Origin of the sequence: Geobacillus proteiniphilus (genome assembly GCF_001908025.1) — a bacterium.
Lineage (GTDB): Bacteria > Bacillota > Bacilli > Bacillales > Anoxybacillaceae > Geobacillus > Geobacillus proteiniphilus.
In genome coordinates this window covers 30,745-53,225 of record NZ_MQMG01000002.1, presented here as the reverse complement: position 1 = coordinate 53,225, position 22,481 = coordinate 30,745, and the positions used below count along the sequence as shown (strand labels likewise).

The window sequence follows — 22,481 nt, the reverse complement described above, 5'->3', positions numbered from 1 at the left end:
GAAAACGAGGGGGCATGCGCCTCCTCGTTCTTTTTGCGCCATTCGCCAACGGCTTAGGCTGTGATTGTGCTATAATGAATAGAGTTGGAATGATCAATGCAAGGAGTTACTCGCGATGAGCCATGAATTGCTGCATCGACCGAAATGGCGGGTGATCGACCAGTCGCATTTCGGTCCGCTGTTTGATGCGAAACAATCGTTTGCCATCGATGATGCATTATGCACCGCGGTTGGTGCGGGACAGTCGGATGCGGTCGTCCGCACGTGGGTGCATGAGAATACCGTCGTCTTAGGCGCCGCGGATACGAAGCTTCCGTACATCGATGAGGCCATTTCGTTTTTGCGCCAGGAAGGGTATCGCGTCGTCGTCCGCAATTCCGGCGGGTTGGCCGTTGTCCTTGACAGCGGGGTGTTGAATATTTCGCTCATTTTTCCGGAAACGAAAAACACGATTGCCATCGAGCAAGGGTATGAGGCGATGTATGCGCTCATTGCCGCCATGCTTGCGCCATACGGCGCCCGCGTTGAGGCGGGGGAAATCGTCGGTTCGTATTGCCCGGGGAGCTATGACTTGAGCATCAGCGGCAAAAAATTTGCCGGCATTTCGCAGCGACGGGTGCGCGGCGGCGTTGCCGTGCAAATCTACCTTTGCGTCAACGGGAGCGGAGCCGCGCGGGCTGAGCTTATTCGCCGCTTTTATGAGCTCGGCCGCCAAGGAGAGAAAACGAAATTCGCCTACCCCGATGTTGTCCCAGCTGTCATGGCGTCGCTGTCTGAGCTTCTCGGCTGCGAGTTGTCGATCGATGAGCTGCTTGTCGCCCTTTGGCGCACGCTGCAGTCGTTTGGCGGCGAGCTATATTCGTCTGCCCTCGAGAACGGCGAATGGAATTGGTATGAGCAGTATTGGGCGCGCATCGTCGAACGAAATGCCAACGTATCTTCAGGAGAGCCGATGAGAGAAGTCGAGCCGTAAAGTCCTTTTAGCTTCGATGAGGCGCTTCGTCGCTGCTGACCGCGACCCATGCCCTGCCCAACCTTGGCGCGAATGATGGACGTTCGCCAACAAAAAAGGGGCTGATCCCAAAACGCGAGTGCGTTTTGGGATCAGCCCGGCTTTTCACCCGGCATCCTTTTTCGTTACTCGGCGATTTTCTCTAAGTTTCCGTTCGGGTCCATACGGAAGGTCAGCCCCCGCTCTTCTTCCTCTTTTAACACCATTTTGCGCGCTCGGTTGATGATTTTCACGAGCGTCTCAAAATCTTCTTGGACGGTCGACGAATTTTCTTCTAATTTAGCAACCTTTTCTTCAAGTTCTTTATTTTTTTGCTTTAGTTCGTCAATTTCGCGGCGCAGCCGCTCGTTTTCTTTGATCAGCGCCTCCCGTTTCCGCTCATGGGATTGGAACGTTTTTAAAAAAGCGATCACTTGATCAAGCGTCACTTGTTGCGGCGGAGAGGATGGGACGACGGCTGGCAGCTGCATCACATCGCCCAACTCCTCTAATGACGGCATCGGCGGTTCATACAGGCGCCGCTTTTTCGCGCCGCCTTGTTTGGCCAGCAGCCGCAGCCGCTCTTTTCGCTGCTTTTTCGCCAGCTGCAGCGCTTCTTCGTACTGATGGCGGACGACTGCATTCCAGCGAAAGCCACAGGCGGCCGATGTCCGATTCAGCTTGTCGCCGACTTCTTCAAACGCGTTCAGCTGGGTGCTCCCTTCACGCACATGGCGCAATACGGTCTCTGCCAACAATAAATCGTCTTCTTCCGTCCAAGCGTCTTGCCGTTGTTTCATTGTTCTTCACTCCTTTTTCCCATGCTAGTAAAAGGGTGGACCAAAAGGAAAAAAATTATACGTTGCAAGTTTATGGGATTGGCAAATTACAAGGGTGAAAGCATGCCAACTTGCAATTTTCCGGCAAAAGCGGTAGAATACACAAAGCAAACGCTGCGGAAAGGGATGACGAGTGATGGCGAATGAGTTTCGCGTTTGCGACGACTGCAAGGCGCCGAATTTAAAAACATTGATTCCGCGCCTCAAAAAGCTGGATCCGGATGCGGTCATCAAAATCGGCTGCCAGTCGTATTGCGGCCCGGGGCGGAAAAAGACGTTTGCTTTCGTCAACAACCGTCCGGTGGCGGCGCTGACGGAAGACGAACTGATTGATAAAATTGCCGAAAGGTTGAAAAAGCGATAACCGATCACCTTCTTTGCCGAAAGAAGGTGATTTTTTGTTTTTTCCGTCAATAATGGAGAAAGACGGAGAAAAAAGTCAACTATTTCTTTGCCGCCAGAAACGGCGTATAATAGATGTATGTTGGAGACGGAAGAGGAGGATGCGATGTATTCCGGCGGGCAGCTTGACGAAGAAAAAGTGTTTAAAGATCCGGTGCACCGATACATACATGTTCGCGACAAAGTGATTTGGGATTTGATCGGCACAAAAGAATTTCAGCGCCTGCGCCGCATCAAGCAGCTCGGCACGACATATTTGACGTTTCACGGCGCCGAGCACAGCCGGTTTAACCATTCGCTCGGCGTTTACGAAATCATCCGCCGCATCATTGACGACGTGTTTGTCGGCCGCGATCATTGGGATCATAGCGAGCGCCTTCTTTGCCTATGCGCGGCGCTCTTGCACGATTTAGGGCACGGCCCGTTTTCCCATTCATTTGAAAAAGTGTTTCGCCTCGACCACGAAGATTTTACACAGGCAATCATTTTAGGCGATACAGAAGTGAACGCCGCCTTGCGCGAAGTGGGCGACGATTTTCCGCAAAAAGTGGCGGAAGTGATCGCCAAAACGTACCCGAACAAGCTTGTTGTGAGCCTCATTTCGAGCCAAATTGACGCCGACCGGATGGATTATTTGTTGCGCGATGCCTACTACACCGGCGTCAGCTACGGCTATTTTGACATGGAGCGCATTTTGCGCGTCATGCGCCCGCGCGAAGACCAAGTCGTCATCAAACGAAGCGGCATGCATGCGGTCGAGGATTACATCATGAGCCGCTACCAAATGTACTGGCAAGTGTACTTTCATCCCGTGACGCGCAGTGCGGAAGTCATTTTGACGAAAATTTTGCATCGGGCGAAAAAGCTGTATGAAGAGGGGTATCGTTTTCAGACGAAGCCGGTTCACTTTTTATCGTTCTTTGCGGGAAACGTGCCGCTTGGCGATTACTTGGCGCTGGATGAGGCAGTCATCTTGTTTTACTTCCAGCAATGGCAATACGAACGGGATCCGATTTTAAGCGATCTGTGCCAGCGGTTTGTCCGCCGCCGCCTGTTCAAATATACGGAGTTCCATCCGACGAACGAACAAATGGCGAAGCTCATTGAGCTGACCGGTTTGTTTAAAAAAGCGGGCATCGACCCGGACTACTACTTGGTCGTCGATTCGTCGTCCGATTTGCCGTATGACTTTTACCGGCCGGGCGAGGAAGGCGAGCGCCTGCCGATTTATTTGTTGATGCCAAACGGGGAGCTTCGCGAGCTGTCGCGCGAATCGGTGCTCGTTGACGCCATTTCCGGGAAACGGCGCACCGACCATAAGCTGTATTTCCCAGCTGATTTCCTGGAAGACTTGTCGACGAAGCGGACAGTGAAGAAAAAGATTATGGAAATTTTAAAGGGTTAGGAGATGACGGAGAGTGCTCACAGAGCATGCGAAAGTAATGAAGGCGTTGGCGGCCGCCGGGGAAATTGCCGGCCGCAAAAAGCTGCAAAAAATGATCTACATCGCGAAAAAGCTCGACTTTCCGTTTTACGAGAAATTCGATTTCCACTTTTACGGCCCGTATTCGGAAGAGCTGACATGCCGCATCGAAGAGCTGTGCGCGCTCGGGTTTTTGCATGAAGTGAAAGAGAAAAAGAGCGGTTATATGCAATATCGCTATACATTAACCGAAGCGGGCGAACAGTTTTTGCGCCATTATGACTGGGACATGCCGGGCTTGGCGGAGTGCATGCAAGCGATGAACGAACAAAATGCCCGTTTTTTGGAACTTGTGTCCACCGTGCTTTATTTTGAACATTTGCCGAAAGACGAAGTGAAAGAGAAAATTGCGGTGTTAAAAAGCAAGCAGCGCTATACGGAAGAAGAAATCGAGGAGGCGTACGCGTACATTGATGCGCTGCGCAACCGATGCCACAACAAAACTCGCGTGTAGGCGGGCGTTGGCAAGGTGTCGTCAGGCGAAAGAAGTTGCTCCAGCGTGACATCTTCGTTGCTCAACATATGATCGGTTGATCGTGGAAGAAAAGGGGATGACCCAAAACGCATTCGCGTTTTGGGTCATCCCCGCCTTTGTGTCACTCTGTGTCGCTCAGCCGTTTTCCGGCGATCGCATAATGGTCTTTCGTCATTTCTTCAATGAATACGACAACGCTCTCCCGTTTCGCCCCTGTCGTCTCGACGACGGCGTCCGTCACTTTTTCAACAAGCGCTTTCTTTTGTTCATCCGTGCGGCCGGCGAGCATTTTGATCGTTACGTACGGCACGGTTGTCCCCCCATTTCATTGTCGAGTGCTGTCGCGCTTATTATACCACGGGGTGAGGAAGTTCAGTCCACTTTTTTCTGCTAATCATGTATACTAAAGATAGTGAATATAGGGAAAAGGAGTTTATGAAGTGGATCAAATTTTGCCGTATTCGTTAAGCGAAATTCCGTACGTGCTCTTGACGCTGGCGTTAGCATTTTCCGTGCATGAGTTCGCTCATGCATACGTCGCCTACAAGTTCGGCGATCCGACGGCGAAAAACGAGGGACGGCTGACATTGTCACCGTTTGCCCATTTGGATTTGCTTGGCACCCTGCTTATCTTTCTCGCTGGGTTTGGCTGGGCGCGTCCGGTGCCAGTCAATCGCTTCTACTTCAAAAATCCGCGCCTTGCCGGCATTCTCGTGTCGGTTGCCGGACCGCTGAGCAATCTCGTGCTTGCCGCGCTTGGATTTGTCATTTGGTACGCGATGATCGACTTCGGCATCATGCGGGCGCTGCCGGATTGGTTCGCCGCCGGGTTTGATCTGTTTTTCCAAATTTTTATCAGCTTGAACGCTGTTTTGTTTTTGTTTAATTTATTGCCGTTTCCGCCGCTTGACGGGTATCGTATTATTGAAGACTTGGCGCCGGACGGGCTGCGGGCGAAAATGACGCAATGGGAAAGCTACGGGGCGCTCATTTTTCTCATCCTTGTGCTCACGCCGCTTGACCGATATACGATTGAGCCGGTGTTTCAAGTGGCGCTGCCGTTTGTATTGGAAAATTTGCAGTCGTTGGTCGCCAATTTGTTTATGTAAGGAAGGAGGAACAAGCGGAATGGAGCAAAAAAAGAAAAAAAACATCGGCTTTAATATCATCAAAGACGATCCGACCGACGGGCACCGCGGCTTTGGCGCCGGGGCGTTGAGCTTAGAAAACGTTTCGCCGGTCATAATTGACGTCGAAGCGGGCGAAGCGTTCGTCGATATGGGGGCGATGCATGCGCGCAGCGCCGTTGAGCGCGGCATCAAGTTTTTGCCGGACCGTTCCGCCGTGCCAAACGGCAAGCCGTATTGGATCGTCTGGGTGACGATCGAGCGCCGTGAAGACGGCCCGTATTACGCCGGGGTGACGGCGTGCGAAATGACGATCGACCGTGAGGCGCGCCGCGGCTATAAGTTATTGCCGGAACATGTTAACCGGCTTGATAAATCGCTAAAGCGGCACATTATTGTCGATCATATGGACGCGAAATCAAAACGGGTGCTCGCCGACTTTTTGAAAGGGCATGACATCGGGATGTGGAACCGTTCGAGCGATGAACTGAAAAAAGGGCTCGAAGGCGAATTGTGACGGTTTTGTGAACATGTTTGCTCAAGGGCTTGTTCTTGTTTGGAAAAAAGGATAAACTAAATCTACATGTATAACACAGGAAAACTAGGACAAGAAAATCCCCTGCGGGCAAACGCAGGGGATTTTCTTGTTTAAAACCATGGGAACCATTTCTCGAACCAGCTTTTTCCGTCTTCTTTTTTCTTCTTTTTCTTTTCCAAATGGTCGGTGCAATAGTCGGTCGGTTCTGTACCGATGAGATAGTACGTTTTTCGTTTCACCGGACAGGAGTCGGTGGCCAGCTTGCCGTTTTGCGGGTCGATGTAGACGCCGATGACGCCTTTGGTCGGTTTGAACGATTTTTTCGGTTCGCCGGCGAGGCTTTGTTCCATAAAGTGAACCCATATTTGTTTGGCATATTGCCTTTCGGCAGGACGATCCATCGTTTCCCCGCGGTCGTAGCCGGTCCAGACGCCGGCGACAAGTTGCGGGGCGAACCCGATCATCCAACTGTCCGTTTTCGTCGTTCCCGACTTGCCGGCGTACGGACGCGTGATGTCATCGATGATTGACTGCCCGGTGACGGTTGTATAGCCGTTTAACTTCGGGTCGAACATCCCGGTCATTAAATGGGTCGTCACAAACGCCGCGTCGCGGTCGAGCACTTGCCGGCTCTCCGGCTTATGTTCATACAGCACGTTTCCGTTTGCATCAACGACTTTTTTAATAAACACCGGTTCGGTTTGTTTGCCGTAGTTGGCCAGCGTGCTGTACGCGGCCACCATGTCGATCACTTTCACGGGCGAGGTGCCGAGCGCCAACGACGGCACTGCTTTCAATCTGCTTGTGATGCCGAGCGCTTTCGCTGTGTCGACGAGTTTGTCGACGCCGATGAACTGGAGCGTTTTCACCGCAAAGACGTTGTCGGATACGGCGAGCGCCTGAGCGAGCGTGATCGGGCCATTGGCATAGTAGTCATTGTAATTATGGGGGGTGTACGACGATCGGCCGCCGTTAAACGTAAATGTCGTCAGCTCGCTGCGCAGTTGGGTCGATGGGGTGAATCCTTGCTCGATCGCCGCGTAATACAAAAACGGCTTAAATGTCGACCCTGGCTGGCGTTCCGCCTGCACGGCCCGGTTGAACGGGCTCTCTTCGTAGTTGCGTCCGCCGACGAGCGCCTTTACTTCCCCGGTGCGTGGATCCATCGCCACAAGCGCCGCTTGAATGGCAGAGTGCGGATCGATGATGCGACGGATTTGCTCTTCGGCAATCCGCTGCAGGCGCCGATCCAGCGTCGTATAGACGCGCAGCCCCCCAAGCTCGATCGCCCGCTCATCCAGGCCGAGTTTCGTGCGCAACTGCTGTTTGACGACATCTTGAAAATACGGAGCGATCGGCTGCTCTTGTTCCCGGTGCCGGGCGTAGACGAGTTTGTCGCGGTACGCCTGCTCCGCTTCTTGGCGGCTGATGTAGCCGGCTTCCACCATGGAGGTGAGCACGATTTTTTGCCGCGCTTTCGCCCGCTGTTCATTGACAAACGGCGAGTAGTAATACGGCCCTTTCGGAATGCCGGAGAGCATCGCTGCCTCGCTGAGCGTCAGCTCGCTCGCGTGCTTGCCGAAATAGTAGCGGGCTGCCGCCTCAATCCCGTAGGCGCCATGGCCGTAGTAAATCGTATTCAAATAGCCTTCCAAAATTTGATCTTTGCTGTAGTTGGCTTCAAGCCGGATGGTGTACAACGCTTCCTGGATTTTTCGCGACCACGTTTTTTCATGCGTCAAAAACAAGTTGCGCGCATATTGCTGGGTGATCGTGCTCGCCCCTTCGACTTTTGCCATCGCCTCGACATTCGCAATGATGGCGGCGGCGATTCGCTTCAAATCAAACCCGTGATGTTCGTAAAACTTCCGGTCTTCAACGGCGATCGTCGCTTCGATGACGTGCGGGGACATGTCTTTGAGCCGAACCCAATAGCGTTTTTGCCCATGGTCGCTTTCCCCGATTTTGCTGCCGTCAGCGGCATAAAAAATCGTCGTCTGCGGCACGGCGACCGGCGGGGCGCCTTCGATTTTCGCGAACAAAACAAAGCTCCCGAGAACGGCGAAGGCAAAGATGGCGAGAAAAAAGCCGATAAAGACGGCGGCGCGCACATATTTCCACGTGCCGCGAAAACGGCTGCCCGGGATCGGTTCCATTGCGCATCACCTCAACGGTTTTGGCGTTGTTTCAGACATGCGGGCGGACGCCCGGCTGAATGCGCCGCCTTGCTTTTGTCAAGGCTTCGCCAGCGAGGTTTTCCGCTTTTTCTTACCAGTATGAAAAAAATTTTTTTATTTTAAACTTGTTCCTCTTGCATTTTTGCTAGATTGCTCTATACTTTTTCATGTTTAGTTTTTTGTTGGCAAGGAAAACTTGTATAGTAAGCAACGTTCGGAGAAAGGATGTTACCGATGGAACTGTGGTTTACCGAAAAGCAAACGGAGCATTTTGGCATCACCGCACGCATCATCCGCACTTTACATACAGAACAAACGCCGTTCCAAAAACTTGATATGGTTGAAACGGCGGAGTTTGGCAACATGCTCATTCTAGACGGCATGGTCATGACGACGCAAAAAGACGAGTTCGTCTATCATGAAATGGTCGCCCACGTGCCGTTGTTCACCCACCCCAATCCGGAAAACGTGCTTGTCGTCGGCGGCGGCGACGGCGGCGTCATTCGTGAAGTGCTGAAGCACCCAAGCGTCAAAAAAGCGACGCTTGTCGAAATTGACGGCAAAGTGATCGAGTGCTCGAAAACCTACTTGCCGGACATCGCCGGTAAACTCGATGATCCGCGCGTCGAAGTGAAAGTCGATGACGGGTTTATGCATATCGCCAAAAGCGAAAACGAGTATGACGTCATTATGGTTGACTCAACCGAACCGGTCGGCCCAGCGGTCAACTTGTTCACAAAAGGGTTTTACGCCGGCATCGCCAACGCGTTGAAGGAAGACGGCATTTTCGTCGCCCAAACGGACAACCCGTGGTTTAAGGCCGATTTGATTCGCAACGTATACCGCGATGTGAAAGAAATTTTCCCGATCACCCGTTTGTATACGGCGAACATCCCGACTTACCCGAGCGGGCTATGGACGTTTACGCTCGGCTCGAAAAAATACGACCCGCTCGCAGTGAGCGACGACCGGTTCCATGACATTGAGACGAAATATTACACGAAAGAATTGCACAAAGCGTGTTTCGTCTTGCCGAAATTTGTCGCGGATTTAACGAAGTAAGGGGGCGCAGGCGATGCGATTTGATGAAGCCTATTCGGGCAACGTGTTTATCGGCAGCCATCCGAATTTTGAAGAAAGCGAAGCGGTCATTTACGGGATGCCGATGGACTGGACGGTCAGCTACCGGCCTGGCTCGCGGTTTGGCCCGGCCCGCATCCGCGAAGTGTCGATCGGTCTTGAGGAGTACAGCCCATATTTGGACCGCGAACTCAAAGACATCCGCTACTTTGACGCTGGGGACATTCCGCTGCCATTTGGCAATGCGGCCCGCAGTTTGGAGCTGATTGAACAGTTCGTGAAAAAGGTGCTTGACGCCGGCAAATTTCCGCTCGGCCTTGGCGGAGAGCATCTTGTCTCCTGGCCGGTCATTAAAGCGGTGTATGAATACTACCCGGATTTGGCCGTCATTCATATGGATGCGCACACGGACTTGCGCGAACATTACGAAGGCGAGCCGCTGTCGCACGCGACGCCGATCCGCAAAGTCGCTGACCTGATCGGCCCGACGAATGTCTTTTCGTTCGGCATCCGTTCCGGCATGAAGGAAGAGTTTGAATGGGCGAAAGAAAACGGCATGTACATCGCCAAGTTTGAGGTGCTCGAGCCGCTCCGCTCCGTGCTGCCGAAGCTCGCTGGCCGTCCGGTGTATGTGACGATTGACATCGATGTGCTTGATCCCGCTCATGCCCCAGGCACTGGAACGGTCGATGCCGGCGGCATTACGTCAAAAGAGCTGTTGGCGGCCATCCATGAGATCGCGCATTCCGATGTGCGTGTCGTTGGCGCCGATTTGGTGGAAGTCGCGCCGATTTACGACCATTCCGAACAAACGGCTAATACGGCGAGCAAGCTTGTTCGGGAAATGCTGCTTGGCTGGGTGGCGAAGGGGACGAAATAGGAAGGAGCCAGGCCGCCGTCCAGCCGTTGAATGGGGCCGTTTCCTTCGTTTGGTTTGTATGTATGACAAGATGGGGACAAAAAAGCCGGTTGGATGAACCAGAGATCCGAAACACGGCAATGGACATCTTCTTGAGATTAGGAAAAAGCGCCTATACCGCGTCGTTGCGGATCCTTTTCGCTATTAACGTGTTGCAAAACGTCAAGACATCATCGTAAAAAAGAGGGGCCCAAAGCGTCAGCTTCGGGTCCTTCCTTTGTTCTGTGTGAGTAAAATATTTGTGGGTGGAGTTCCGGAATCAATCCCTGACGAGGGTTGCAAACTTTTTGGCCCCTTGAATCGGGCGGAACAGTTCTTTATACTTATTGTTATGATTGCTTGTTCGCAAAGGTGTGTTCATCATGATGAAGGAAACGAGCGGCACTCCGGTGCGGCTCCGCCAAGTGGCTGTCATTCGCGACGGCCCGCGCCAAGAGACAGTCGTGCTTGAGGCGGATGGTATGTATTACATAAAAGGGGAAACCGTTTATTTGCAGTTTGCCGAAGAAAACGAACTCGGGCGGGTGAACAACATTGTGAAAATCGCGCCTGACGAGGTAACCGTCCTTCGTTCCGGAGCGGTCGAGATGCGGCAAACGTTCCGCCGCCGCCAGGAAACGTCGGGCCATTACGGGACGGTGTTCGGGCGGTGGGCGCTTTCGACGAAAACGAGCGCCATGGAATTTCAATATGACGACCGGCAGAAAAAGGGGCGGCTCTTTCTCTCATATGAACTTGCGTTAGAGCATGAGCGAAGCGGGCGCCATACGTTGACGTTGACATTTAAGGGGGTATAATCGGTGAACATTGTCGGACAAATAAAAGAAAAGATGAAAGAAGAAATCCGCCAGGCGGCGGTGAGAGCAGGACTGGCTTCAGCCGACGAACTGCCGGAAGTGCTGCTTGAGGTGCCGCGCGACAAGGCGCATGGCGACTACTCGACGAACATCGCCATGCAGCTCGCCCGCATCGCGAAAAAACCGCCGCGGGCGATCGCCGAAGCCATTGTCGGGCAGCTTGACCGCGAGCGCATATCGGTCGAGCGCATCGAGATCGCCGGGCCGGGCTTTATCAACTTTTATATGGACAACCGCTATTTGACGGCGGTCGTGCCGGCGATTTTGCAGGCGGGACAAGCGTATGGCGAATCGAACGTCGGCAATGGGGAAAAAGTGCAAGTCGAGTTCGTCTCGGCCAATCCGACCGGAGACCTGCATTTAGGCCATGCCCGCGGCGCGGCGGTCGGCGATTCGCTTTGCAACATTTTGGCGAAAGCCGGGTTTGACGTGACGCGTGAATATTACATCAATGACGCCGGCAAGCAAATTTACAATTTGGCGAAATCAGTCGAAGCCCGTTATTTCCAAGCGCTCGGCACCGATATGCCGCTTCCGGAGGACGGCTATTACGGCGACGATATCGTCGAAATCGGCAAAAAGCTTGCCGAAGAGTACGGCGACCGGTTTGTCGAAATGGAGGAAGAGGAGAGGCTTGCCTTTTTCCGCGACTATGGGCTCCGCTATGAGCTTGAAAAAATCAAAAAAGATTTGGCCGACTTCCGCGTGCCGTTTGACGTCTGGTATTCGGAAACATCGTTGTATGAAAGCGGAAAAATCGATGAAGCGCTTTCCACTTTGCGCGAGCGCGGCTACATTTACGAGCAGGACGGGGCGACATGGTTCCGTTCGACGGCGTTTGGGGACGACAAAGACCGCGTCTTAATTAAGCAGGACGGCACATATACGTACTTGCTTCCGGACATCGCCTACCATCAAGACAAGCTGCGGCGCGGGTTCAAAAAGCTCATCAACATTTGGGGAGCGGACCACCACGGCTACATTCCGCGCATGAAGGCGGCGATCGCTGCGCTCGGTTACGATCCGGAGGCGCTCGAAGTGGAAATCATTCAAATGGTGAACCTATACCAAAACGGTGAGCGCGTCAAAATGAGCAAGCGCACCGGCAAGGCGGTGACGATGCGCGAGCTCATGGAAGAAGTCGGCGTCGATGCCGTCCGCTATTTCTTTGCGATGCGCTCGGGCGATACGCATTTGGATTTTGACATGGACTTGGCCGTGTCGCAGTCGAATGAAAACCCGGTTTACTACGTCCAATACGCGCACGCCCGCGTTTCGAGCATTCTTCGCCAAGCGGAGGAACAACACATTTCTTATGACGGCGACTTAGCGCTTCACCATCTTGTGGAAACGGAAAAGGAAATCGAGCTGCTCAAAGTGCTCGGCGATTTCCCCGATGTCGTCGCCGAGGCGGCGCTCAAGCGGATGCCGCATCGCGTCACCGCCTATGCATTCGATTTGGCTTCCGCGCTCCATAGCTTTTATAACGCAGAAAAAGTGCTTGATCTGGACAACATCGAAAAAACAAAAGCCCGCCTCGCGCTTGTCAAGGCGGTGCAAATTACGCTGCAAAATGCGTTAGCGCTCATTGGTGTTTCAGCGCCGGAACAAATGTAAACGAACGAGGGGGAGCGACTGCTCCCTCTTTTGTTTGGGCATTCGAAAGAAAAACAGTGGTGGAGGATCAACAAATGAAAGAAGTTGTACTATCGCTCATCACCGGCATCGTTGTCGGCTTTTTGTTCACCTTGCTTCGGTTGCCGATTCCCGCCCCCCCGGCGTTGGCCGGCATCGCCGGCATCGTCGGGGTGTATCTCGGCATGCGGCTGTTTCAATGGTTCATGATGCTTTGGAAGTAAGCACTGCATGATCAAGCGGGGAACAGAATCCCGGCTGGCGCAGTTTTGGCAGCATCAAGCCGCCGGAAGCGCCGGCCGGGTTTTTTGCTTCCTCTGTTGTTTGGGAGAGAAATGGAACTTCGGATCGGTCAAAGCCAGGCGGAGATGAGCTGGGAAATCGACTGTTTGCCGCGGTCAAGAAGCGAACGTTTTTGCCAAAAGTCGACCGTCAGCGGCTCGGCGCGCAACAAATCGCGCTCGATCGCCCGTTTGACGAGGCGGGTAAACGCGCGGTCAAACACATAGCAGTTGATTTCACCGTTCAAAAACAAGCTGCGCCGATCGAAATTCGCTGTGCCGACGTCGCACCACTCCTCATCGATGACGAGCGTTTTTGCATGGTAAAATCCTTGGTAAAAGCGGTAAATGCGCGCGCCGGCTTTAAGGAGCCGATAAAAGTACGGATAGGCGGCCTCTTTGACAAATAAATGGTCCGCTTTCAGCGGCACAAGGACGGTCACGCGCACCCCGCGCCGAAGCGCTTGCATCAGCTCGTTAAACAGCGGTCGGCTTGGGATGAAGTATGGGCTGCCGATCATAATTTCTTTTTTCGCCTGGCGGATGACCTCGATAAACTGTTCTTCAAGGGCAGCGCCGTCGGTGGCGACGAGCTGATGGCGAATGGCTCCGGCCGAAAGCGGCGGGAAGTAGCGATATTTGTCAGGCACCGTCCGGCCCGTTGCTTCTTCCCAGTCGTGCAAAAACTGTTCTTGCAAGTCGTGAACCCCTTCGCCGTTCACTTTTAAGTGGTAATCGCGCCATTCGCCGAAGTTGGCGTCTTTTCCGTTGTATTCGCGGCCGATGTTAAAGCCGCCGATGTAGCCGACCCGCCCGTCGATGACCGTAATTTTCCGATGGTTGCGGCGGTTGAGGCGGTAAATGAAAAACGGAAAGCGCGGCTTTCGGGCATAGGCGAACTCCACCCCGCTTTCCTCGAGCGAATGGATGAGCGCTTTCGGCAGTCCAAAGCTGCCGACCCAATCGGTCAACACTCGCACTTTCACGCCGGCAGCCGCTTTTTCCTTTAAAATTTGGAAAAATGGCGCGCTCGTTTCGTCATGTTTTATAATGTAAAACAAGACGTGAATATGATCGCGGGCGCGGCCTAGTTCGGCGAAGTAATCAGAAAATAAATGCCTGCCGTTGATATAGAGGGAAATATCGCTTCTCCGCTCCGGGTAGACGACTTTTTTGCGCCCATTGCGGAAGATGAGCTGTCCAAGCTTGTCATCAAGATAAACAAGCAGCAATACGATGGCAATGACGGAAATGACGACCATATCTTCTCCTCCTATGTCGATTCGGTATTTATTAATGTGCCCGAGAACGCGCAAAACGTTTCAAATTGCATCTACCGTGAACATACCCAAACTCCAAATGAATAAAATTTCCATATTGATGAATTTTTTTCGTCATGGGAGTCTATAGAGGGCTGAACCAATCGATGATTCCCCCGCGACCGCTCCGTTGCAAAGGGAAAGTTTTCGTGGCTGGAATGAAAAAAGGCTATTGACTGAATGCTCATTCATTTGTACAATAGACATAAAGCGAATTCTGAAAATTTCTTTTGTTATGGCAACACATTCGCTCGAAAAGCGGGGGAAGGGGAGAGAAGATGAATGCCTTGTTGGTGGTGAACTGGCTCGCGTTTTTGCTTGTAACCGCTTACGCAATCTACTTGTTTGCGTATGTCGTAAAAACGCGGGCGATGTACATCAAACTCGGCAAAAAAGTCGAGTTTGACCACAAAGTAAAAGAGCGGCTGCGAAACATCTGGGTCAACGTGTTCGGCCAGAAAAAGCTGCTCAAGGACAAAAAAAGCGGACTGATCCACGTCGTCTTTTTCTATGGCTTTATTCTCGTCCAATTTGGCGCGATTGATTTCATCATCAAAGGGCTTGCGCCGGGGGCGCATTTGCCGCTTGGGCCGCTGTATGCGGGATTTACGTTTTTCCAAGAAATCGTCACCTTGCTTATTTTGATCGCGGTGCTCGCCGCCTTTTACCGCCGTTACATTGAAAAGCTCGTCCGTTTAAAGCGCGACTTCAAAGCCGGGCTTGTCCTCATCTTTATCGCCGGGCTCATGCTGTCGGTGTTGTTCGGCAACGGGATGAGCATCATTTGGCACGGCGAAGAAGCGACATGGAGCGAGCCGGTCGCCTCGCTCATCGCTGCCGCGTTTTCCTGGGTCGGCGAAACGGGGGCTGCGGTGCTCTTCTTTATCGCCTGGTGGGTGCATCTGTTGATTTTGCTCACGTTCCTCGTGTACGTGCCGCAATCAAAGCACGCCCACCTGATCGCCGCGCCGATCAACGTCTTTTTCAGCCGGCTGACGCGGCCGAAGCTTGCGCCGATCAATTTTGAAGACGAAAGCCAAGAATCGTTTGGTGTCGGCAAAATTGAAGATTTTACGCAAAAACAGTTGATCGACTTGTATGCCTGTGTCGAGTGCGGCCGCTGCACAAGCATGTGTCCGGCGACCGGAACGGGGAAAATGTTGTCGCCGATGGATTTGATTTTAAAATTGCGCGACCATTTGACGGAAAAAGGGGCGGTCGTCACGTCACGCACGCCGTGGGTGCCGGCGTTCGCTTTCAAAAATACAAGAGGCAATCAGCTCGCGTTTGCTGCGGCGTCGGAGCAGGCGGCCACGATCGAAATGCCAAGCTTAATCGGCGATGTCATCACCGAAGAAGAGATTTGGGCCTGTACGACGTGCCGCAACTGTGAGGACCAATGCCCGGTCATGAATGAGCATGTCGATAAAATCATCGACTTGCGCCGCTATCTTGTCCTGACGGAAGGACGGATGAACCCGGACGCGCAGCGGGCGATGACGAACATCGAACGCCAAGGCAATCCGTGGGGCTTGAACCGAAAAGAGCGGGAAAACTGGCGCGAGCTGCGCGATGATGTGCATGTCCCGACGGTGAAAGAAGCGACAAAAGCTGGCGAAGAAATCGAGTACTTGTTCTGGGTCGGCTCGATGGGGTCGTATGACAGCCGGAGCCAAAAAATCGCCCTTGCTTTTGCCAAGCTGCTGAACGAAGCAGGCGTCAAGTTTGCGATTTTAGGGAACAAAGAGAAAAACTCAGGCGATACGCCGCGCCGGTTAGGAAATGAGTTTTTGTTCCAAGAATTAGCGACGAACAACATCGCGGAATTTGAAAAAGCGGGCGTCAAGAAAATCGTTACGATCGACCCGCACGCTTACAATACGTTCAAAAATGAATACCCGGATTTCGGGTTCGAGGCCGAAGTGTATCATCATACTGAGCTGCTTGCCAAGCTCATCGAAGAAGGGCGGCTCGTGCCGAAACATCCGGTCAATGAGCGCATTACGTTCCATGACTCGTGCTATTTAGGGCGCTACAATGACGTCTATGACGCGCCAAGGAAAATTTTGCGCGCCATCCCGGGCGTCGAGCTTGTCGAAATGGAGCGCAACCGTGAGCGCGCCATGTGCTGCGGCGCCGGCGGCGGCCTCATGTGGATGGAGGAGACGACCGGCAACCGGATCAACGTCGCCCGCACCGAGCAGGCGCTCGCCGTCAATCCGACGGTCATCAGCTCCGGCTGTCCGTACTGTTTGACGATGTTGTCAGACGGCACGAAGGCAAAAGAAGTGGAAGACCGCGTCTTTACGTACGATGTCGCCGAGATTTTGGCAAAATCAGTATTTGGTGAAGAAAAAGAAGAAGCGGCGTCGTAAAAATAGTTGCGAAGACAATTTCTATTTTTTAAAATAATAAGTATAATGAAAGAGAAGGTGTATGATCGTACACCTTCTCTTTCGCACCACGACCGAGCGAGCGTTCAGTCTGTGTTTTGTAATCGCTTTCTTATTGAAAAAAGGGGGAGAGGAACGATGGGGAAAACCGTGATTGTCAGCGGGGCGCGCACCCCGTTTGGAAAATTCGGCGGCGCTTTGCAAGCGCTGTCAGCGCCGGAGCTCGGCGGCATTGCCGCGAAAGAAGCGCTTGTTCGCGCCAATGTCAGTGCCGAGCAAGTGGATCACGTCATTTTCGGCACCGTCCTGCAAGGCGGACAAGGACAGCTCCCGTCACGGCAGGCGATGCGCCATGCCGGCATTCCGTGGCACGTCCGCACCGAGACGGTCAATAAAGTATGCGCGTCCGGCATGCGCGCCGTGACGCTAGCCGACCAATTGATTCGGTTAGGAGAGGCCGATGTCGTCGTTGCTGGCGGGATGGAATCGATGAGCAACGCCCCGTACGTGCTGCCGAAAGCGCGCTGGGGGTTGCGAATGGGCGACAGCACGGTGAAGGATTTAATGGTGTATGATGGCTTGACATGCAGTTTTACCGGCGTCCATATGGGCGTTTATGGCGGGAATACGGCCCGTGAACTTGGCATTACACGCGAGGCGCAGGATGAGTGGGCGTACCGCAGCCATATGCGAGCCATTGCCGCCATCGAAGCCGGTCGGCTCGCGGAAGAGATCGTTCCGGTGACGATTCCGCAGCGCAAAGGAGAGCCGCTTGTCGTCGAACACGACGAGGCGCCGCGCAAAGACACGTCGCTTGAAGCGTTGGCGAAACTGCCGCCGGTGTTTGACCCGGAAGGAACGATCACTGCCGGCAACGCCCCGGGCGTCAACGACGGCGCCGCGGCGCTCGTCTTGATGAGCGAGGAGCGCGCCGCCCGCGAGGGGCTTGAGCCGCTCGCGACTGTTGTCGCCCACACCGCCATCGCCGTTGAGGCGAAAGATTTCCCAAAAACGCCGGGACTTGTCATCAACGAGCTGCTCCGCAAAACGGGAAAAACGGTCGACGACATTGCCTTGTTCGAAGTAAACGAAGCGTTTGCCGCCGTTGCTCTTGCCGCTATCCAAATCGCCGGCCTTGACCCGGAAAAAGTGAACGTCAACGGCGGCGCCGTCGCCCTCGGCCACCCGATCGGCGCGAGCGGCGCACGCATCATCCTCACGCTCATTTATGAGCTGAAACGCCGCGGCGGCGGCCTCGGCATCGCCGCCATCTGCAGCGGCGGCGGCCAAGGCGATGCCATCTTGGTCGAGGTATAACGAGCGGGGCGGCGGGCATGCGGCATGCCGCCGCTGTCTTTGTCGCAGCGCGTGGCAAGTTGCTCGTCCTCTCTGTCCCTGCCGCAACAGCCACGGCATCAACGGTTGACACCAGGGCAGGGTTTGCTGCGATGACGGTGCAAAGACCGGCTGCCGTTGGCTGCTGGTGGCAGTGAGGCATATGGGTTTGAGCGCGGAGAAGGAAACGCAAAGCGGACGATAGGGGGAACAGAAGATGGATGTGAAAACAATTATGGTCGTCGGCGCCGGACAGATGGGGTCAGGAATCGCTCAAGTGTGCGCCGTCGCCGGCTATCAAGTGTTCTTGTACGACATTAGCGAGGCGCAGTTGGACAAAGGAATCGCCAACATCGAAAAAGGGCTTGCCCGCCAAGTGGAAAAAGGGAAAATGACAGCGGCGGACAAAGACGAAGCACTCGCGCGGCTTGCCCGTTCAACCGATTTGCATGCCGCTGCCGAAGCGGATCTTGTCATTGAAGCGGTCGTCGAAAACATGGACGTGAAAACGAAGCTGTTCGCCGAGCTCGATGCGCTCGCCCGCCCGGAGACGATTTTAGCGTCGAACACATCGTCGCTGCCGATTACGGAAATTGCCGCCGCGACGAAACGGCCAGAGAAAGTGATCGGCATGCACTTTATGAACCCGGTGCCGGTGATGAAGCTTGTCGAAATTATCCGCGGCTTGGCGACGGCTGATGACGTGTATGAAACGATCGAAGCCGTTGCCCGCAAGCTCGGCAAAGTGCCGGTCGAAGTGAACGACTTTCCGGGCTTTATTTCGAACCGCGTCCTCATGCCGATGATCAACGAAGCGATTTACGCCTTATACGAAGGGGTGGCGACCAAAGAAGCGATCGATGAAGTGATGAAGCTCGGCATGAACCATCCGATGGGACCGCTGACGCTCGCCGATTTTATCGGGCTCGATACGTGTTTATACATTATGGAAACGCTTCATGAGGGGTTCGGCGATGACAAATACCGCCCATGCCCGCTCTTGCGTAAATATGTGAAAGCCGGCTGGCTCGGCCGCAAGACGGGTCGCGGATTTTACACGTATGAATAAACCGCTTGGCGTCGCTCCAGGACAACGCCGAAGCGTGCTGCAATGTGCGCGGGGCGGCGCCTGCTATGCTGTCTGCCGCCCGTAACGCCGTACGTTAGGTGCATGACGGAACGCTGTTTTACGGCCTATAAGGCGAATCTATAGAATCGTTCAGCTGCCTGCTGGCTGCCCCATGGAGCGGAGGAGCGTCTGAAAACACCATTTGTGTCAGCGACATCGGAAGGAGGCCATTTCATGGAATTTCGCTTCACCGAAGAGCAGAAAATGATGCGGCAAATGGTGCGCGAGTTCGCCGCGGCCGAAATCGCCCCATTTGTCGAGCGCATGGAACAAGGGGAGTTTCCGCGCCCGATTTTAGCGAAAATGGCCGAACTCGGCCTAATGGGCATCACTGTCCCGGAGCAATATGGCGGCGCGGGTATGGACTTTGTTTCGTACATCATCGCCATTCATGAAATTTCCAAAGTGAGCCCGACCGTCGGTGTCATCTTATCAGTGCACACGTCGGTCGGCACGAATCCGATCTTGTATTTCGGCACTGAAGAGCAGAAACAAAAATACGTGACAAAGCTCGCCCGAGGTGAGTACTTGGGGGCGTTTTGCCTTACCGAACCGAGCGCAGGCTCGGACGCGAAAAGCTTGAAGACGAAAGCGGTGCGCCGTGGTGATCGTTATGTGCTAAACGGCTCAAAAATATTCATCACCAACGGCGGGGAGGCGGATACGTACATCGTCTTCGCCCGCACGAACCCGGAAGAAATCGGAAGCCGTGGCATTTCTGCGTTTATCGTCGAAAAAGGGACGCCGGGGATGTCGATCGGCAAAGATGAGAAGAAGATGGGGTTGCACGGGTCGCGGACGGTGACCATTACGTTTGAAGACGCCGAAGTGCCGGCGGAAAACTTGCTCGGTCAAGAAGGGGAAGGATTTAAAATCGCGATGGCGAACCTTGACGTGGGCCGGATCGGCATCGCTGCCCAAGCGCTTGGCATCGCGGAGGCGGCGGTCGAACATGCAGTCGCCTACGCGAAAGAGCGGGTGCAGTTTGGCAAACCGATCATCGAGCAGCAAGGCGTCGCTTTCAAGCTTGCCGACATGGCGACGGCGGCGGAAGCGGCGAAATGGCTCGTCTACCGCGCCGCTTGGCTGCGCGCGCAAGGGTTGCCGTGCGGCAAAGAGGCGTCGATGGCGAAGCTCTTTGCTTCACAAACAGCGATGGACAATGCCATCGAGGCGGTGCAAATTTTCGGCGGCAACGGCTACACGAAAGACTACCCGGTCGAGCGGCTGTTCCGCGATGCGAAAATTACGCAAATTTACGAAGGAACGAGCGAGATTCAGCGCATCGTCATCAGCAAACATTTATGATTCATACGTATGGAATGGAGAAGCCGACCGACATTCATCAACAGTCAGGTGGCCGAACAACATCGCTTCCAGCCCCATGCATTAGTCGAGGATGCAGTTGCTTGTCCGTGCTGCTACGCCAAGGCGTGGCAAGCTGGAGGCTTGCTTTCGACAGTAGACAAATCAATGTCCTGCTTTTGGAACAGCGATATGTGAAACTTTCCCCTTGTGTGGATATAGCGAAATAGTGATCACGCTAATACGGGGGACGAGGATTTTAGATATTGAAAAAACGGGGGAATGAAACGATGAACTTTCGATTGAGCGAAGAGCATGAAATGCTGCGGAAAATGGTGCGCGAATTTGCCGAAAATGAGGTAGCGCCGACTGCCGCTGAGCGCGACGAAGAAGAGCGGTTTGACCGCGGCATTTTCAACAAAATGGCTGAACTCGGTTTAACAGGCATTCCGTGGCCGGAAGAATACGGCGGCATTGGCAGCGATTATTTGGCCTATGTCATCGCCGTTGAGGAGCTGTCGCGCGTCTGCGCCTCGACCGGGGTGACGCTCTCCGCGCATATATCGCTCGCCAGCTGGCCGATTTACAAGTTCGGCAACGAAGAACAAAAGCAGAAGTATTTGCGCGCCTTAGCGACTGGGGAAAAACTTGGGGCATACGCTCTGTCCGAGCCGGGGGCGGGGTCGGATGTCGCCTCGATGAAAACGCGTGCGGTAAAAGACGGGGATCATTACATTTTAAACGGTTCAAAAGTATGGATCACCAACGGCGGCGAAGCGGAAATTTACGTCGTGTTTGCCGTCACCGACCCGGAAAAGCGGCATAAAGGGATCAGCGCCTTTATCGTGGAAAAAGGAACGCCGGGCTTTTCGTTCGGCAAAAAAGAAAAGAAACTCGGCATTCGTTCGTCGCCGACGACGGAGCTCATTTTTGAAGACTGCCGCATTCCGAAAGAAAACTTGCTCGGTCAAGAAGGAGAAGGGTTTAAAATCGCCATGATGACGCTCGATGGCGGACGCAACGGCATCGCCGCCCAAGCGGTCGGCATTGCCCAAGGCGCGCTGGATGCGGCGGTGGACTATGCGAAACAGCGCATCCAGTTCGGTAAACCGATCATCGAACAGCAAGGGATTGCCTTTAAACTCGCCGACATGGCGACAGCCATTGAAGCGGCGCGGCTCTTGACCTATCAAGCGGCATGGCTTGAGTCGAACGGCTTGCCGTACGGCAAAGCATCCGCCATGGCGAAGCTGTTTGCCGGCGACACGGCGATGAAAGTGACGGTCGAAGCGGTGCAAATTTTCGGCGGCAACGGCTACACGAAAGACTACCCGGTCGAGCGGTTCATGCGCGACGCGAAAATTACGCAAATTTACGAAGGAACGCAAGAAATTCAGCGCCTTGTCATTTCGCGCATGTTAGCGCGCGATTGAAACATTGTGCGTCATTTCAATGGTTTTGGAGCTGAACGGTGGCTTGGCGCTTTGGGGAAGGGCGCACGGATAGGCATGGGGCGGGGCGGCGCCCCGCCGTCAAATGGGAATGGGGGAGAGACAACGAACATGAAAAAACGGGAAGTGATTGCATCGGTCAAAGACGAAAAGCTCGTGAAAAAACGGCGCAATGAGATGATCAAAGGCGCGATTTCGTTGTTTAAACAAAAAGGTTTCCACCAAACGACGACAAGGGAGATCGCCAAAGCGTCCGGCTTTAGCATCGGCACGTTGTACGAGTACATCCGCAAGAAAGAAGACGTCCTCTATCTCGTGTGCGACCGCATTTACGACGAAGTGCGGGAGCGGACGGAACAAGACCTCGGTGCCCACCATGGCACGATCGAAGGGCTGAGGCGCGCCATTGCCCACTATTTCCGCGTTGTTGATGAACTCGATGATGAAGTGCTCGTCATGTACCAAGAAGTGAAAGCGCTAAGCAAAGAATCGCTGCCGTATGTGTTGAATAAAGAACTCGATATGGCGGCGATTTTCGAACATATTTTGCGCGCATGCGTTGAGAACGGGGCGCTGCAGCTTTCTGAAAGCGAAATCCGCCTGTTCGCCCACAACATCGTCGTTCTTGGGCAAATGTGGGCGTTCCGCCGTTGGGTGCTGCGGAAAATGTATACACTCGATGAATATATCGAACTGCAAACCGAGTTTTTATTAAAGGGGATTATGGAGAAACAGCGAGTGTAAA

At 53.8% G+C, this 22,481-nt stretch carries 21 protein-coding genes; 17 read left to right on the top strand and 4 right to left on the bottom strand.

All coding sequences use genetic code 11. The annotated features are described in order from the left end of the window. The first annotated feature begins 115 nt into the window (after positions 1–115). Complete coding sequence (gene lipL / locus BRO54_RS01380; RefSeq protein ID WP_074042885.1) at positions 116–973, top strand: octanoyl-[GcvH]:protein N-octanoyltransferase; 858 nt, start codon at positions 116–118, stop codon at positions 971–973. Positions 974–1,137: 164 nt separating this feature from the next. Here the strand turns inward: lipL and BRO54_RS01375 are convergent, their stop codons facing one another. Next, complete coding sequence (locus BRO54_RS01375) at positions 1,138–1,791, bottom strand: RsfA family transcriptional regulator (RefSeq protein ID WP_014196985.1); 654 nt, start codon at positions 1,789–1,791, stop codon at positions 1,138–1,140. A 175-nt stretch (positions 1,792–1,966) separates the two neighbouring features. Between BRO54_RS01375 and BRO54_RS01370 the strand changes: the two genes are divergently transcribed. The 3 genes from BRO54_RS01370 to BRO54_RS01360 all read left to right on the top strand — a co-directional run bounded on the left by BRO54_RS01370 (position 1,967) and on the right by BRO54_RS01360 (position 4,169). Next, positions 1,967–2,194, top strand: a complete 228-nt coding sequence (locus BRO54_RS01370; RefSeq protein ID WP_011232879.1) for a YuzB family protein — start codon at positions 1,967–1,969, stop codon at positions 2,192–2,194. 144 nt (positions 2,195–2,338) lie between these two features. Continuing rightward, a complete protein-coding gene (locus BRO54_RS01365) occupies positions 2,339–3,637 on the top strand; it encodes an HD domain-containing protein (protein ID WP_074042884.1) in 1,299 nt (432 codons plus the stop codon). A 13-nt stretch (positions 3,638–3,650) separates the two neighbouring features. Beyond that, on the top strand, positions 3,651–4,169 hold the full coding sequence (locus BRO54_RS01360) for a YwgA family protein (protein ID WP_074042883.1): 519 nt from the start codon (positions 3,651–3,653) through the stop codon (positions 4,167–4,169). Positions 4,170–4,311: 142 nt separating this feature from the next. Here the strand turns inward: BRO54_RS01360 and BRO54_RS01355 are convergent, their stop codons facing one another. Then, the gene (locus BRO54_RS01355) at positions 4,312–4,500 is read right to left on the bottom strand and encodes a 2-hydroxymuconate tautomerase (protein WP_014196981.1); all 189 of its coding nucleotides are present in this window, start codon (positions 4,498–4,500) and stop codon (positions 4,312–4,314) included. Positions 4,501–4,630: 130 nt separating this feature from the next. On the opposite strand from BRO54_RS01355, the gene BRO54_RS01350 reads away from it, so the two are divergent. Continuing rightward, positions 4,631–5,299: a site-2 protease family protein gene (locus BRO54_RS01350; RefSeq protein WP_074042882.1), complete on the top strand. Its 669-nt coding sequence runs from the start codon at positions 4,631–4,633 to the stop codon at positions 5,297–5,299. A 19-nt stretch (positions 5,300–5,318) separates the two neighbouring features. After that, positions 5,319–5,834, top strand: coding sequence for a YwhD family protein (locus BRO54_RS01345; protein ID WP_013524825.1), 516 nt, complete (start codon positions 5,319–5,321; stop codon positions 5,832–5,834). A 131-nt stretch (positions 5,835–5,965) separates the two neighbouring features. On the opposite strand, the gene BRO54_RS01340 is transcribed toward BRO54_RS01345, so the two are convergent. Further along, positions 5,966–8,011: a transglycosylase domain-containing protein gene (locus BRO54_RS01340; protein WP_074042881.1), complete on the bottom strand. Its 2,046-nt coding sequence runs from the start codon at positions 8,009–8,011 to the stop codon at positions 5,966–5,968. Positions 8,012–8,266: 255 nt separating this feature from the next. Between BRO54_RS01340 and speE the strand changes: the two genes are divergently transcribed. The 5 genes from speE to BRO54_RS01315 all read left to right on the top strand — a co-directional run bounded on the left by speE (position 8,267) and on the right by BRO54_RS01315 (position 12,747). Continuing rightward, a complete protein-coding gene (speE, locus tag BRO54_RS01335) occupies positions 8,267–9,094 on the top strand; it encodes a polyamine aminopropyltransferase (protein WP_074042880.1) in 828 nt (275 codons plus the stop codon). Positions 9,095–9,107: 13 nt separating this feature from the next. After that, on the top strand, positions 9,108–9,992 hold the full coding sequence (speB, locus tag BRO54_RS01330) for an agmatinase (protein ID WP_074042879.1): 885 nt from the start codon (positions 9,108–9,110) through the stop codon (positions 9,990–9,992). 404 nt (positions 9,993–10,396) lie between these two features. Next, positions 10,397–10,828 (top strand): YwiB family protein, encoded by a 432-nt coding sequence (locus tag BRO54_RS01325; RefSeq protein WP_074042952.1) that lies wholly within the window; start codon positions 10,397–10,399, stop codon positions 10,826–10,828. A gap of 3 nt (positions 10,829–10,831) precedes the next feature. Then, positions 10,832–12,505 carry an arginine--tRNA ligase gene (gene argS / locus BRO54_RS01320; RefSeq protein WP_074042878.1) on the top strand — a complete coding sequence of 558 codons (1,674 nt, stop codon included), beginning with the start codon at positions 10,832–10,834 and terminating at the stop codon, positions 12,503–12,505. A 74-nt stretch (positions 12,506–12,579) separates the two neighbouring features. Then, positions 12,580–12,747 carry a XapX domain-containing protein gene (locus BRO54_RS01315; protein WP_074042877.1) on the top strand — a complete coding sequence of 56 codons (168 nt, stop codon included), beginning with the start codon at positions 12,580–12,582 and terminating at the stop codon, positions 12,745–12,747. A gap of 128 nt (positions 12,748–12,875) precedes the next feature. Here BRO54_RS01315 and cls read toward each other — a convergent pair whose 3' ends face one another. Beyond that, entirely contained in the window at positions 12,876–14,066 is a 1,191-nt protein-coding gene (cls, locus tag BRO54_RS01310) for a cardiolipin synthase (RefSeq protein ID WP_074042876.1), read from the bottom strand. A gap of 335 nt (positions 14,067–14,401) precedes the next feature. Here cls and BRO54_RS01305 point away from each other — a divergent pair, with 335 nt between their 5' ends. From BRO54_RS01305 to BRO54_RS01275, 6 genes are all read left to right on the top strand, one after another. Beyond that, positions 14,402–16,498, top strand: a complete 2,097-nt coding sequence (locus BRO54_RS01305) for a heterodisulfide reductase-related iron-sulfur binding cluster (protein WP_074042875.1) — start codon at positions 14,402–14,404, stop codon at positions 16,496–16,498. A 156-nt stretch (positions 16,499–16,654) separates the two neighbouring features. Further along, on the top strand, positions 16,655–17,833 hold the full coding sequence (locus BRO54_RS01300) for an acetyl-CoA C-acetyltransferase (protein ID WP_074042874.1): 1,179 nt from the start codon (positions 16,655–16,657) through the stop codon (positions 17,831–17,833). Positions 17,834–18,068: 235 nt separating this feature from the next. Then, positions 18,069–18,920, top strand: coding sequence for a 3-hydroxybutyryl-CoA dehydrogenase (locus BRO54_RS01290; RefSeq protein WP_074042873.1), 852 nt, complete (start codon positions 18,069–18,071; stop codon positions 18,918–18,920). A gap of 234 nt (positions 18,921–19,154) precedes the next feature. Beyond that, complete coding sequence (locus BRO54_RS01285) at positions 19,155–20,288, top strand: acyl-CoA dehydrogenase (RefSeq protein WP_074042872.1); 1,134 nt, start codon at positions 19,155–19,157, stop codon at positions 20,286–20,288. Between the two features lie 287 nt (positions 20,289–20,575). After that, the gene (locus tag BRO54_RS01280; protein WP_074042951.1) at positions 20,576–21,718 is read left to right on the top strand and encodes an acyl-CoA dehydrogenase; all 1,143 of its coding nucleotides are present in this window, start codon (positions 20,576–20,578) and stop codon (positions 21,716–21,718) included. A 129-nt stretch (positions 21,719–21,847) separates the two neighbouring features. Next, positions 21,848–22,480 carry a TetR/AcrR family transcriptional regulator gene (locus tag BRO54_RS01275; RefSeq protein ID WP_013146628.1) on the top strand — a complete coding sequence of 211 codons (633 nt, stop codon included), beginning with the start codon at positions 21,848–21,850 and terminating at the stop codon, positions 22,478–22,480. The last annotated feature ends 1 nt before the right edge of the window (position 22,481 follow it).